The organism is Variovorax sp. LjRoot290, from assembly GCF_964253985.1.
In the GTDB taxonomy this organism is placed as follows: domain Bacteria; phylum Pseudomonadota; class Gammaproteobacteria; order Burkholderiales; family Burkholderiaceae_C; genus Variovorax.
In genome coordinates this window covers 4,630,096-4,643,169 of sequence record NZ_CAXURW020000001.1, presented here as the reverse complement: position 1 = coordinate 4,643,169, position 13,074 = coordinate 4,630,096, and the positions used below count along the sequence as shown (strand labels likewise).

At 67.4% G+C, this 13,074-nt stretch carries 11 protein-coding genes; 9 read left to right on the top strand and 2 right to left on the bottom strand.

Annotated elements, in window-relative coordinates:
* Positions 1-912 (bottom strand): SMP-30/gluconolactonase/LRE family protein, encoded by a 912-nt coding sequence (locus tag ACSQ9A_RS23080; protein ID WP_436305321.1) that lies wholly within the window; start codon positions 910-912, stop codon positions 1-3.
* 121 nt (positions 913-1,033) lie between these two features.
* Here ACSQ9A_RS23080 and ACSQ9A_RS23075 point away from each other — a divergent pair, with 121 nt between their 5' ends.
* The gene (locus tag ACSQ9A_RS23075) at positions 1,034-1,810 is read left to right on the top strand and encodes an SDR family NAD(P)-dependent oxidoreductase (protein ID WP_436305320.1); all 777 of its coding nucleotides are present in this window, start codon (positions 1,034-1,036) and stop codon (positions 1,808-1,810) included.
* Positions 1,811-2,066: 256 nt separating this feature from the next.
* Here ACSQ9A_RS23075 and ACSQ9A_RS23070 read toward each other — a convergent pair whose 3' ends face one another.
* Positions 2,067-3,026: a LysR family transcriptional regulator gene (locus ACSQ9A_RS23070; RefSeq protein WP_093109690.1), complete on the bottom strand. Its 960-nt coding sequence runs from the start codon at positions 3,024-3,026 to the stop codon at positions 2,067-2,069.
* An 88-nt stretch (positions 3,027-3,114) separates the two neighbouring features.
* Here ACSQ9A_RS23070 and ACSQ9A_RS23065 point away from each other — a divergent pair, with 88 nt between their 5' ends.
* Genes ACSQ9A_RS23065 through yjfF form a run of 8 tightly spaced genes read left to right on the top strand, consistent with a single transcriptional unit; the run spans position 3,115 to position 13,070 of the window.
* Positions 3,115-4,566: an aldehyde dehydrogenase family protein gene (locus tag ACSQ9A_RS23065; protein ID WP_436305319.1), complete on the top strand. Its 1,452-nt coding sequence runs from the start codon at positions 3,115-3,117 to the stop codon at positions 4,564-4,566.
* A gap of 56 nt (positions 4,567-4,622) precedes the next feature.
* Positions 4,623-5,591: an ABC transporter substrate-binding protein gene (locus ACSQ9A_RS23060; protein WP_436293494.1), complete on the top strand. Its 969-nt coding sequence runs from the start codon at positions 4,623-4,625 to the stop codon at positions 5,589-5,591.
* 24 nt (positions 5,592-5,615) lie between these two features.
* Entirely contained in the window at positions 5,616-6,686 is a 1,071-nt protein-coding gene (gene chvE, locus ACSQ9A_RS23055; protein ID WP_093109687.1) for a multiple monosaccharide ABC transporter substrate-binding protein, read from the top strand.
* Positions 6,687-6,742: 56 nt separating this feature from the next.
* Complete coding sequence (mmsA, locus tag ACSQ9A_RS23050; protein WP_436306348.1) at positions 6,743-8,266, top strand: multiple monosaccharide ABC transporter ATP-binding protein; 1,524 nt, start codon at positions 6,743-6,745, stop codon at positions 8,264-8,266.
* Positions 8,256-9,461 (top strand): multiple monosaccharide ABC transporter permease, encoded by a 1,206-nt coding sequence (gene mmsB, locus ACSQ9A_RS23045; RefSeq protein ID WP_436293495.1) that lies wholly within the window; start codon positions 8,256-8,258, stop codon positions 9,459-9,461. Before mmsA ends, mmsB begins: the two co-directional genes overlap by 11 nt.
* Positions 9,458-10,987 carry a sugar ABC transporter ATP-binding protein gene (locus ACSQ9A_RS23040; RefSeq protein ID WP_436305318.1) on the top strand — a complete coding sequence of 510 codons (1,530 nt, stop codon included), beginning with the start codon at positions 9,458-9,460 and terminating at the stop codon, positions 10,985-10,987. Before mmsB ends, ACSQ9A_RS23040 begins: the two co-directional genes overlap by 4 nt.
* A complete protein-coding gene (locus ACSQ9A_RS23035) occupies positions 10,984-12,051 on the top strand; it encodes an ABC transporter permease (protein ID WP_436305317.1) in 1,068 nt (355 codons plus the stop codon). The genes ACSQ9A_RS23040 and ACSQ9A_RS23035 overlap by 4 nt, the downstream gene beginning before the upstream one ends.
* Positions 12,048-13,070 (top strand): galactofuranose ABC transporter, permease protein YjfF, encoded by a 1,023-nt coding sequence (gene yjfF, locus ACSQ9A_RS23030; protein ID WP_436305316.1) that lies wholly within the window; start codon positions 12,048-12,050, stop codon positions 13,068-13,070. Before ACSQ9A_RS23035 ends, yjfF begins: the two co-directional genes overlap by 4 nt.
* Positions 13,071-13,074 lie beyond the last annotated feature (4 nt).

Genomic DNA, 13,074 nt, shown 5'->3' with positions numbered 1-13,074 from the left:
TCAGCCGCCGAACAGCGGCGCCGGCAGGCCGGGGCTGTCGATGCGCACCGCGAACAGTGCGCCGGCCTCGGGCTCGGCTTCGCGCTGCGCGGGTGTCAGGCCGCTGGTTGCGCTCGTGATGTAGAGCGTGCACAGGTCCGCATCGCCGAAAGCGCAGTTGGTGATGTGGCTGGTGGGCAGCTTCACGCGGCAGAGTTCTTCGGCGCTGAGCGGGTCGTGGCAGCTCACGCAGGCGCCGCCCCAGTGCGCGATCCAGAGCCGGCCGGCGGCGTCGGTGGTCATGCCGTCGGGCAGGCCGTCGCCGCGCGCGAAACGCAGCCACTGGCGCTTGTTGGCGAGCGTTCCGGCGGCCATGTCGAAGTCGTAGGCGTAGATGCGGCCGGTGACGGTGTCGTTGAAGTACATCGTCCCTCCGCCCTGCGACCAGGTCGGGCCGTTGGTCACGGCGAAGCCCTGGTCGTGGCGGCTGCAGCGGCCGTCGGGGTCGAAGCGGTAGAGCGCACCGGTCGGCGCCTCGCAGGCGAAGTCCATGGTGCCGCCCCAGAAGCGGCCTTCTGCATCGCATTTGCCATCGTTGAAACGGTTGGCGGGCAGTTCCGGCTCGGGCTGGTGCAGGTATTTGGGCGGCACCTCGCTCGCCGCCGGATCGAAGAGCGCGAAGCCGCGGCGCAGCGTGACGATCAGGCCCGGCGTGTTGGCCCGCTCGGCCAGCGCCGAGATCTCCTCGTCGAAATCCCAACTCTTGCGCTCGCCGCCGGCGGGGTCGAAGCGATGCAGCCGGCGCTCGACGATGTCGACCCAGTAGAGCGCCTGTTCGCGCACCGACCACAGCGTGCCTTCGCCGAGTGTGGCGCCGGCCGGCCAGACGCAGCGGGGGGCTTCGAGGACCGTGGGCGGGGATGTCTTGTTCAAGCTTGTCTCCTGCGGTGTCCCTTGACGCGGCGGATCGTATCAAGGCATATTGATATTAGAAATCAATTATTTTCTTATTGATTGATACGTAAATTGCAATCTCATATTTTGGAGACACCTGATGAATCCCGCCCCCGCACTTTCCACCTATCCGAGCCTGAAGGGAAGGCCGGTTTTCATCACCGGCGGCGGCAGCGGCATTGGCGCCGCAATGGTGAGCGCCTTCGTCGAACAAGGCGCGCGCGTGGCTTTCGTCGACATCGCCGAGGGCGCGAGCCAGGCGCTCGCGCGGCAACTGGCGGAGGCGGGCCATGCCGCCCCGTGGTGGCGCGTGTGCGACGTGCGCGACGTGGCGGCGCTGCAGTCGTGCATCGCCGAGGCCGCGGCGGCGCTGGGCGATTTCGCGGTGCTGGTCAACAACGTCGCGAGCGACGATCGCCATACGCTGGAATCTGTGACACCGGCCTACTACGAGGAGCGCATGGCGATCAACGAGCGGCCCGCCTTCTTCGCCATCCAGTCGGTGGTGCCGGGCATGCGGCGCCTGGGCTTTGGCTCGATCGTCAATCTCGGCTCGACCGGCTGGCAGGGCAAGGGCGGCGCCTACCCCTGCTATGCGATCGCGAAGTCGTCGGTCAACGGCCTCACGCGCGGGCTCGCCAAGCCGCTGGGCGAGGACCGCATCCGCATCAACACGGTGTCGCCGGGTTGGGTGATGACCGAGCGCCAGATCAAGCTCTGGCTCGACGCTGAGGGCGAGCGCGAGATCAAGCGCAACCAGTGCCTGCCCGACAAGCTGCAGCCGCAGGACATCGCGCGCATGGTGCTGTTCCTTGCCTCGGACGATGCGGCGATGTGCACGGCGCAGGAGTTCAAGGTGGATGCGGGCTGGGTGTAGGGGGTCGACGTACCGTTGGTTTGGACGCCCACCCGGCATGCGCTGCGGGCCGGTCGACCCCACTGCGCCGGCCCTTCGGGCTTCCCTGCAGTGCTCGCCTTTCGCGGGGTCTCGCTCGAACTCGCCTTCGGCTCAGACAATCGCGAGCCCTGATCCGCGAAAGGCTGCGCGCTTCGGCGACGCAGAGGGGATCGCCCGACCCGCAGCGCATACCGGGCTTGATGGGTGATCGAGACTTGCGTGCGCGCCCCCCGGACTAATCCGCCTCCAGCCGCCGCCCGTACACCGCCAGGCATTGCGCCTTCAACGCCTTCATCATCACCTTGGCCGCCGGAGAGGGCAGCCGGTCGGTGCGCGTGATGAGGCCGAAGGCGTCCATGTGGCAGGGCATGTCGACCGGCAGCACGGCCCCGATGCCGTGCGCGGCGTAGTAGCGGGCCACGTCGGTCGCGAGCACGGCCACCATGTCGCTCTGCTGCAGCATGCGCGTGATGAAGAGCAGTGCCGCGGTCTCGATCACGTTGAGCGGCGGCGCGAGGCCTTCCTCCTGGAACATCAGGTCGAAGCGGTGGCGCAGCACGCTGCCCGCGGGCGGCACGATCCAGCCGGCGGACACCAGGTCGCGCAGGCCGAGGCCGGTCATGCCGAGCAGCGGATGCCCGGGGCGCACGAGCGCGCACACCGGCTCCTCGACCAGCGCCTCGTAGCGCAGGTTCGACTTGTCGTGCTCCGCGAAAAGGCGCGCGACCAGGATGTCGAGCTTGCCCTGCTCGAGCCGTTCGAACAGCACCGGGCTGGTCTCGATATCGAGCGAGATGCGCAGGTTCGGCTGCTCGCGCTTCACGGCCGCCATCGCCGGCGGCAGCAGAACCAGGCCGGGCGAGGTGACCGCGCCGATGCCGACCTGGCCGAAGCTGCCGGCCTTGAGCGCGACGAGCTCGTCGTGCGCCTGGTTGAGGCTCGCCAGCGCTTCGCGCGCGTGGCGGATCATGGTCTCGCCGTACCAGGTCGGCCGCATGCCGCGCGGCAGGCGCTCGAACAGCGAGACCTCCAGCACGTCCTCCAGATCCTTGAGCAGCTTCGAGGCCGCGGGCTGCGTCATGTTGAGCACCTGGGCTGCGCGATGGATGTTGCCTTCCTCGGCCAGGGCCACGAGCAACAGCAGCTGGCGGGTCTTGAGGCGCGCACGGATGAACCAGTGCGTGTAGTTGGTCATGGGGTTTTCCTGAATGCTTCTTCTGATATCGATTCAATCCAAATATTGATTGGAAAGATATTGGTGTGATTCCTAAACTCGCCGCACCTTGAAGCGCAGCCACCTCCAACAGAACGCCAGGCAGTACATCAACGGCCGCTGGGAGACCGGCGTGACCAGCGGCCTGAGCGAAAACCCGTCCGACACGCGCGAGGTGGTCGCCGAGTACGCCCGCGCCGACCGCAGCCAGACCGAATCGGCGATCCGGGCGGCGGTCGATGCCTTCCCGCACTGGAGCCGGACCACGCCGCAGCGCCGCGCCGACGTGCTCGACCAGATCGGCAGCGAGCTGCTGGCGCGCCGCGAAGAGCTCGGCGTGCTGCTGGCGCGCGAGGAAGGCAAGACCCTGGCCGAGGCCATCGCCGAAGCGACGCGCGCGGGCCAGATCTTCAAGTTCTTCGCCGGCGAGGCGCTGCGCGCCGGGGGCGAAACGATGTCCTCGATGCGGCCCGGCGTGCAGGTCGACGTCACGCGCGAGCCCGTGGGGGTGGTCGGGCTGATCGCGCCCTGGAACTTTCCGCTCGCGATTCCCGCCTGGAAGATCGCGCCCGCACTCGCCTGCGGCAACAGCGTGGTGTTCAAGCCGGCCGAACTGGTGCCGGCCTGCGGCTGGGCCTTGAGCGAGATCATCAGCCGCGCGGCGCTGCCGGCCGGCACCTTCAACCTCGTGATGGGCAGCGGCCGCGAGGTCGGCCAGACGATCGTCGACAGCCCCCTGGTCGATGCGATCAGCTTCACCGGCTCGGTCGAGACCGGCGAGCGCATCCTGCGGGCCGCATCGGCGCGCCATGCCAAGGTGCAGCTCGAGATGGGCGGCAAGAATCCGCTCGTGGTGCTGGCCGACGCCGACCTCGAGCTTGCCGTCGACTGCGCGGTGCAGGGCGCCTATTTCTCGACCGGGCAGCGTTGCACCGCGTCGAGCCGGCTGATCGTCGAAGCGCCGGTGCACGATGCCTTCGTCGCGCGCCTGCGCCGCCGCATGGCCGCGCTCCAGGTCGGGCATGCGCTGGAGCGCGGCATCGACATCGGTCCGGTGGTCGACCGCCGCCAGCTCGGGCAGAACATGGCCTCGATCGCGGCCGCGATCGAGGAGGGCGCCGAGCACGTGTGGGGCGGCGAGCTGCTGGAGCGGCCGACCGCCGGCCACTACATGAGCCCGGCGCTCTTCTTGGCCCGGCCCCATCAGCGCGTGGCGCGCGAGGAGATCTTCGGGCCGGTCGCCTGCGTGCTGCGCGCCGACGACTACGAGCATGCGCTGGTGCTGGCCAACGACACGCCCTTCGGCCTGTGTGCCGGCATCTGCACCGGCTCGCTGCAGCGCGCCATGCATTTCAAGCGCCATGCCAAGGTGGGCATGACCATGGTCAACCTGCCGACCGCCGGCGTCGACTACCACGTGCCCTTCGGCGGCCGCAAGGCCTCGAGCTACGGGCCGCGGGAGCAGGGGCGCTACGCGGCCGAGTTCTACACCACGGTCAAGACGGGGTACGTGATGGCCTGACGCACGCACCCCGGGGCCTCAAGTTTTTTCACCACGACAACCACAGGAGACAGACCATGAAACTGAACCGTCGCACGCTCACCACCCTTGCTCTCGCAGCCGCGTCGCTGGCTTCGCTGCTGCCGGGCACGGCGCTGGCGCAGAAGAAGATCGTTCTCGGCTTCGCCCAGGTCGGCGCCGAAAGCGAGTGGCGCACCGCCAACACCGAGTCGATCAAGTCGGCCGCCAAGGAGTCCGGCATCGAGCTCAAGTTCTCCGACGGGCAGCAGAAGCAGGAGAACCAGATCAAGGCGATCCGCTCCTACATCGCGCAGAAGGTCGACGTCATCGCGTTCTCGCCGGTGGTCGAGTCGGGCTGGGAGACGGTGCTGCGCGAAGCCAAGGCCGCCAAGATCCCGGTGGTGCTGACCGACCGCTCCGTCAACACCAAGGACGACTCGCTCTACGTCACCTTCATGGGCTCCGACTTCGTCGAGGAAGGCCGCAAGGCCGGGCGCTGGCTGGTCGAGAAGATGAAGGACCAGAAGGGCGAGGTCAACATCGTCGAGCTGCAGGGCACCGTGGGCTCGGCGCCGGCGATCGACCGCAAGAAGGGTTTCGAGGAAATCATCAAGGCCGACCCGAAGTTCAAGATCATCCGCTCGCAGACCGGCGACTTCACGCGCGCCAAGGGCAAGGAAGTGATGGAAGCCTTCCTCAAGGCCGAGGGCAAGAAGATCAACGTGCTCTATGCGCACAACGACGACATGGCGATCGGCGCGATCCAGGCCATCGAGGAAGCGGGCCTGAAGCCGGCCAAGGACATCACGATCATCTCGATCGACGCGGTCAAGGGCGCCTTCGAGGCCATGATGGCCGGCAAGCTCAACGTGTCGGTCGAATGCAGCCCGCTCCTGGGTCCGCAACTGATGACGGCCGTGAAGGACATCAAGGCCGGCAAGACGATTCCGAAGCGCATCGTGACCGAGGAGGGGATCTTCCCGATGGAAGTAGCCAAGACCGAATTCCCCAAGCGCAAATACTGAGCGCACAACGAAGGAGATATCCCAATGAAACGCATTTTTCTCAAGACCCTGCTCGCCGGCGCCGCCATGGGCCTGATCGGCATCACTTCGCTGGCCCAGGCGCAGGACAAGGGCCCGATCGCGATCTCGATGCCGACCAAGTCGTCGGCGCGCTGGATCGCCGACGGCGCCAACATGGTCAAGTACTTCAAGGAGAAGGGCTACAAGACCGATCTCCAGTACGCCGACGACGACATCCCGAACCAGCTCGCGCAGATCGAGAACATGGTGACCAAGGGCTCCAAGGTGCTGGTGATCGCCGCGATCGACGGCAGCACCTTGTCGGACGTGTTGCAGAAGGCGGCCGACAAGGGCGTCAAGGTGATTGCCTACGACCGGCTCATCAAGGGCTCGAAGAACGTCGACTACTACGCGACCTTCGACAACTTCCAGGTCGGCGTGCTGCAGGCGGGCTACATCGAGCAGGCGCTCAAGCTGAAGGAAGGCAAGGGCCCGTACAACATCGAGCTCTTCGGCGGCTCGCCGGACGACAACAACGCCTTCTTCTTCTACAACGGCGCGATGTCGGTGCTGAAGCCCTACATCGACAGCGGCAAGCTGGTGGTGCGCAGCAAGCAGCTGGGCATGGACAAGGTCTCCACGCTGCGCTGGGACGGCGCGGTGGCGCAGGCGCGCATGGACAACCTGCTGTCGGCCTACTACACCAAGGACCGGGTCGATGCGGTGCTGTCGCCCTACGACGGCCTGTCGATCGGCATCATCTCCTCGCTCAAGGGCGTGGGCTACGGCTCGGCCCAGCAGCCGATGCCGGTGGTGACGGGGCAGGATGCCGAAGTGCCCTCGGTCAAGTCGATCCTGCGCAAGGAGCAGACGGCGACCGTGTTCAAGGACACGCGCGAGCTGGCCAAGGTGACGGTGAACATGGTGGACGCGATGCTCGCGGGCAAGACGCCGGAAGTGAACGACACCAAGACCTACAACAACGGCGTCAAGGTCGTGCCCTCCTACCTGCTCAAGCCGATCAGCGTCGACGCATCGAACTGGAAGCAGGCACTGGTCGACAGCGGCTACTACAAGGAAAGCCAGATCAAGTAGTCGCGATGGTGGGGCGGAGGTTCGAAGGAGACAGGGTGAACGATGTGATTCTGGAGATGCGCGGCATCACCAAGACCTTTCCGGGGGTGAACGCGCTGGACAACGTCAACCTCGCGGTGCGCGCGGGCGAGATCCACGCAGTGGTGGGCGAGAACGGTGCGGGCAAGTCGACGCTGATGAAGGTGCTCAGCGGGGTCTATCCCTGCGACTCCTACACCGGCGAGATCCGCTTCGAGGGCGAGCTGCGCCGCTTCCGGGACATTGCCGACAGCGAGAAGCTCGGCATCATCATCATCCACCAGGAGCTCGCGCTGGTGCCGCTGTTGTCGATCGCCGAGAACATCTTTCTCGGCAATGAGACGGCGCGCGGCGGCGTGATCGACTGGTTCGCGGCCTATGCCCAGACGCGCGAGCTGCTGGCCAAGGTCGGCTTGAAGGAGCCGCCGACTGCCCTGATCACCGACCTCGGCGTCGGCAAGCAGCAGCTGGTCGAGATCGCGAAGGCGCTCTCGAAGGAGGTCAAGCTGCTGATCCTCGACGAGCCGACGGCGAGCCTGAACGAGAGCGACAGCGATGCGCTGCTGGCGCTCTTGCTCGGGCTCAAGAAGCAGGGCATCTCCTCGATCCTCATCTCGCACAAGCTCAACGAGATCGCCAAGGTGGCCGATTCGATCACCGTGCTGCGCGACGGCGCCACGGTCGAGACCATGGACTGCCGCACCGCGCCGATCAGCGAGGACCGGATCATCCGCGGCATGGTGGGGCGCGACATGGCGCACCGCTATCCCGAGCGCTCGCCGCGCATCGGCGAGACCGTGTTCGAGGTGCGCGACTGGCGCGTGCACCACGCGCTGCATGCCGAGCGCGAGCAGATCAAGGGCGTCAACCTGCACGTGCGGCGCGGCGAGATCGTCGGCATCGCCGGGCTCATGGGCGCCGGCCGCACCGAGTTCGCGATGAGCGTGTTCGGGCGCGCCTACGGCCAGCGCATCAGCGGCTCGGTTTTCATGCACGGCAAGGAAGTGGACGTTTCCACCATCGGCCGGGCGATCGACCACGGCATCGCCTACGTCACCGAGGACCGCAAGGGCGCGGGCTTGGTGCTGGAAGAAGACATCCGCAAGAACCTGAGCCTGGCCAACCTGGCCGCCGTCTCGGACCGCGGCGTGATCGACGACGGGCGCGAATTCAAGGTGGCGAACGAGTACCGCCGCGCGCTCGGCATCCGCTGCGCCGGCGTCGGCCAGCAGGTGCTCAACCTTTCGGGCGGCAACCAGCAGAAGGTGGTGCTCGCCAAGTGGCTGTTCGCGAAGCCCGAACTGCTGATCCTCGACGAGCCCACGCGCGGCATCGACGTCGGCGCCAAGTATGAGATCTACACCATCATCGACCAGCTCGCGAGCCAGGGCAAAGGCATTCTCATGATTTCTTCCGAACTGCCCGAACTGCTGGGCATGTGCGACCGCATCTATGTGATGAACGAAGGGCGATTCGTCGCCGAGTTTCCTGCCGCCGAGGCTTCGCAGGAAAAGATCATGCGGGCCATCGTGGCCTCGGGGAGCAGCGTCCATGCCGCCTGAAGTCGATACCGTCACGCCGGCGCAGCCCGTCGCGCCGCTCGCGGAGTACGCGGGCTTCCTCAAGAACAACCTGCGCGAATACGGCATGCTGATCTCGCTGGTCGCGATCATGGTGCTGTTCCAGGTGCTGACCGACGGCACGCTGATGCGGCCGCTGAACCTCACCAACCTGCTGCTGCAGAACAGCTACATCGTGATCATGGCGCTCGGCATGCTGCTGGTGATCGTGGCCGGGCACATCGATCTGTCGGTCGGCTCGGTGTGCGGCTTCATCGGCGCGCTGGCCGCGGTGCTGATGGTGGAATATGAATGGCATTTCGTGCCCACCTTCATCGTCTGCCTGCTCGCCGGCGGACTGATCGGCGCATCGCAGGGCTGGTTCGTGGCCTTCTTCCGGATTCCGTCCTTCATCGTCACGCTGGCCGGCATGCTGGTGTTCAAGGGGCTGACGCTGGCGCTACTCGCGGGGCAGTCGGTGGGACCCTTTCCCGAGGCCTTCCAGAAGCTGAGCTCGGGCTTCGTGCCCGACCTGGCGGGCGGCGGCAGCCTGCACCTGAGCTCGCTCGTGCTCGGCGCGCTGGCCGCCGCGGCGCTGGTGTTCTTCAAGCTGCGCGGCCGCGCCAAGCTGGCGCAGCACGGCATGGAGCAGGAGCCCTACGCCTTCTTCCTGGTCAAGAACCTGTTCTTCGCCGCGGTCATCCTGCTGCTGAGCTACCTGCTGGCGACCTACAAGGGCCTGCCGAACGTGCTGATCGTGATGGCGGTGCTGATCGTGGCCTACGACTTCGTGACCAGCCGCACCACGGTCGGCCGCCGCATCTACGCGCTGGGCGGCAACGAGAAGGCGGCGCGGCTGTCGGGCATCAAGACGCAGCGGCTCGCCTTCCTGACCTTCGTCAACATGGGCGTGCTGGCGGCGCTGGCCGGGCTGGTGTTCGCGGCCCGGCTCAATACGGCCACGCCGAAGGCGGGGCTCGGCTTCGAGCTCGACGTGATCGCGGCCTGCTTCATCGGCGGCGCTTCGGCCTCGGGCGGCGTCGGCAAGGTGATGGGTGCGGTCATCGGCGCCTTCGTCATGGGCGTGATGAACAACGGCATGTCGATCCTCGGCATCGGCATCGACTACCAGCAGGTGATCAAGGGCCTGGTGCTGCTGGCCGCGGTGTTCGTGGACGTCTACAACAAGAACAAATGAACCCCGCCGCATCGTCCGAGATGCCGGTGCTCGAGCTCACCGGCATCGACAAGCAGTTCAACGGCGTGCCGGCGCTGCGCGGTGTGGCGCTCCGGCTCCGGCCGGGCGAGATCCATGCGCTGATGGGGCAGAACGGCGCGGGCAAGTCGACGCTCATCAAGGTGCTGACCGGCGTGCATGCCGCCGACGCCGGCGAGATGCGGCTCGCGGGGGAGCCGATCCGGCCGGGCTCGCCGCTCGAGGCACAGCGCATGGGCATCAGCACGGTCTACCAGGAAGTCAATCTCTGCCCCAACCTGTCGGTGGCCGAGAACATGTTCTCGGGGCGCTATCCGCGCTGCGGCGCGGCGCAGGGCTTTCGCATCGACTGGGCGAAGGTGAACCGCGATGCGCGCGCGCTGCTGGCGCGGCTGGATGTGGACATCGATGTCTCGCAGCTGCTGTCGAGCTACTCGGTGGCGGTGCAGCAGATGGTGGCGATCGCGCGCGCCCTCGGCCTCTCGTCCCGCGTGCTGATCCTCGACGAGCCGACCTCGAGCCTCGACGACGAGGAAGTGAAGAGCCTGTTCGCGGTGCTGCGACGGCTGCGCAGCGAGGGCCTGGCCATCCTGTTCATCACGCATTTCCTGAACCAGGTCTATGCGGTGTCGGACCGCATCACCGTGCTGCGCAACGGCAGCTGGGTGGGCGAGTGGCGCGCGAGCGAGCTCGGTCCGCAGGCGCTCATTTCCGCCATGGTGGGGCGCGAGTTCGCGGCGCAGGCCGCGGGCCATGCAGAGCTGCCCGCCCTCGAGGAGTTCGCGCCCGCGGTGCTGCAGGCCGAGGGCCTGGGCCAGCGCGGGCAGCTGCAGCCGATCGACCTCAGCGTGCGCGCGGGCGAGGTGGTGGGGCTGGCCGGCCTGCTGGGCGCCGGCCGTACCGAGCTGGCGCGGCTGCTGTTCGGCCTGGCGAAGCCGGATTGCGGCCGCCTGCGCGTGGATGGCGTCGCCGTCGACCTGACGAGCCCGGCCGATGCGGTGAAGCACGGGCTCGCGCTGTGCCCCGAGGAGCGCAAGACCGACGGCATCGTGGCCGAGCTCTCGCTGCGCGAGAACATCGCGCTGGCGCTGCAGGCGCGGATGGGGCTGCGCCGCACGCTCTCGCGCGCCGAGCAGACGGCGCTGGCGGAGCGCTTCGTCCAGGCGCTGGGCATCAAGACCGCGAGCATCGACACGCCGATCGGCCTGCTGTCGGGCGGCAACCAGCAGAAGGCGGTGCTCGCGCGCTGGCTGGCGACCCGGCCGCGCCTCTTGATCCTCGACGAGCCGACGCGCGGCATCGACGTCGCGGCCAAGCAGGAAATCATGGACGAGATCCTGCGGCTCGCGCGCGAGGGGATGGCGGTGCTGTTCATCTCTTCCGAGATGAACGAGGTGGTGCGCGTGTCGCACCGCATCGCGGTGCTGCGCGAGCGGCGCAAGGTGGGCGAGCTGCCCGCGGGCAGCAGCGAGGACGCGGTCTACGAACTGATCGCGGCGGAATCATGAGCGCATCGTTTCCCGAATCCTTGAGGCGGGTGTTCAGTCACCGCCTCGCATGGCCGGTGGTCACGCTGCTTCTGCTGCTGGCCGTCAACGCGGCCTTCAATCCGAGCTTCCTGCACCTGGAATGGCGCGACGGCCATCTCTACGGCAGCCTGATCGACATCCTCAACCGCGCGGCGCCGCTGGTGCTGGTGTCGCTCGGCATGACGCTGGTGATCGCGACGCGCGGCATCGACATCTCGGTCGGCGCGGTCGTGGCGATCGCAGCGGCGCTGGCGGCCTGGCTGATCGGCGGATCGCTGGTGGTCGCGAACGGCGCCGCCGCGGAGGTCAGCCGCTTCCCGATGTGGCTGGCCATTCTCGTGGCGCTCGGCGCGGCCGCGGCGTGCGGGCTGTGGAACGGCCTCCTGGTGGCGCGCGTCGGCATGCAGCCGATCATCGCGACGCTGATCCTCATGGTGGCGGGGCGCGGCATCGCGCAGCTGATCACGGGTGGCCAGATCATCACGATCTACTACGCCCCCTTCTTCTTCATCGGCAGCGGCTACCTGTTCGGGCTGCCCTTCTCGGTGTACATCGCGGCGCTGGTGCTGGCGGTGGTCTATTTCGGCATCACGCGCAGCGCGCTGGGCCTCTTCATCCAGGCGGTGGGCATCAACCCGAGCGCGGCGCGCGTGGCCGGCGTGCGCGCCCGCCGCATCATCGTCTGCGCCTACATGTTCTGCGGCTTCTGCGCGGGTGTCGCGGGGCTCCTTATCAGCTCCAACGTCAAGAGCGCCGATGGCAACAACGCGGGCCAGCTGCTGGAGCTCGACGCGATCCTGGCGGTCACGCTCGGCGGCACCGCGCTCACCGGCGGGCGCTTCAGCCTGGTCGGCAGCGTGATCGGCGCGCTGATCATCCAGACCCTGACCTATGCCATCTATTCGCTGGGCGTGCCGCCGGAGATCAACCTGGTGGTGAAGGCGGTGGTGGTGTTCGCGGTCATGCTGCTGCAGTCGGCGGAATTCCGCGCCAGCATGCGGCAACTGGTGCGGCGCGCGCCGAGCGGCGAGGTTGCGCGATGAGCGCCGTCGTCTCGCGCCCGCCCGAAGCCGCTGCGCCTGCGGCGGTGCCCAGGCCCCCGCGCACGCGCCTGAACCCCAAGTACCTGCCGCTGGCCGCGACCATCTCGCTCTTCATGCTGATGGCGACGCTGGGCTCGGTGTTCTACGACGGCTTCTTCTCGCCGCAGGTGTTCCTGAACCTGCTGATCGACAACGCCTTCCTGTGCATCGTCGCCGTCGGCATGACCTTCGTGATCCTGTCGGGCGGCATCGACCTGTCGGTGGGATCGGTGATCGCGCTGACCACCATGGTCTCGGCCTCGCTGGTCGAGAAGCATGGATGGAGCCCGGGCGTCGTGATCCCGCTGGCGCTCGTCATGGGCACGCTGTTCGGTGCCGGCATGGGCCTGCTGATCGAGCGCTTCCGGCTCCAGCCTTTCATCGTGACGCTGGCCGGCATGTTCCTCGCACGCGGCCTCTGCTACCTGATCAGCATCGACTCGATCAGCATCACCAACGCGTTCTACTCCGAGGTGTCGCAGTGGCGCATGCCGGTCTGGGGCGAGGCCTCGATCTCGGCAAGCGCCCTGATCGCGCTGGCGGTGGTCGCGCTCGCGGTCTTCGTCGCGCACTACACGCCCTTCGGCCGGACGGTCTACGCGATCGGCGGCAACGAGCAGTCGGCCCTGCTGATGGGGCTGCCGGTGCGCTCCACGGTGATCGGCGTCTATACGCTGTCGGGCTTCTGCTCGGCGCTGGCCGGCGTGGTGTTCACCTTCTACATGCTGTCGGGCTACGGTCTGCACGCGGTCGGGCTCGAGCTGGATGCCATCGCGGCGGTGGTGATCGGCGGCACGCTGCTGACCGGCGGCGTCGGCTACGTCGTCGGCACGATGTTCGGCGTGCTGATGCTGGGCATCATCCAGACCCTCATCTCCTTCGACGGCACGCTGAGCTCCTGGTGGACGCGCATCGTGGTCGGCGCGCTCCTGTTCGTCTTCTGTCTCCTGCAACGCCTGTTCGCCGCGCGCAGGCCCTAGTCCC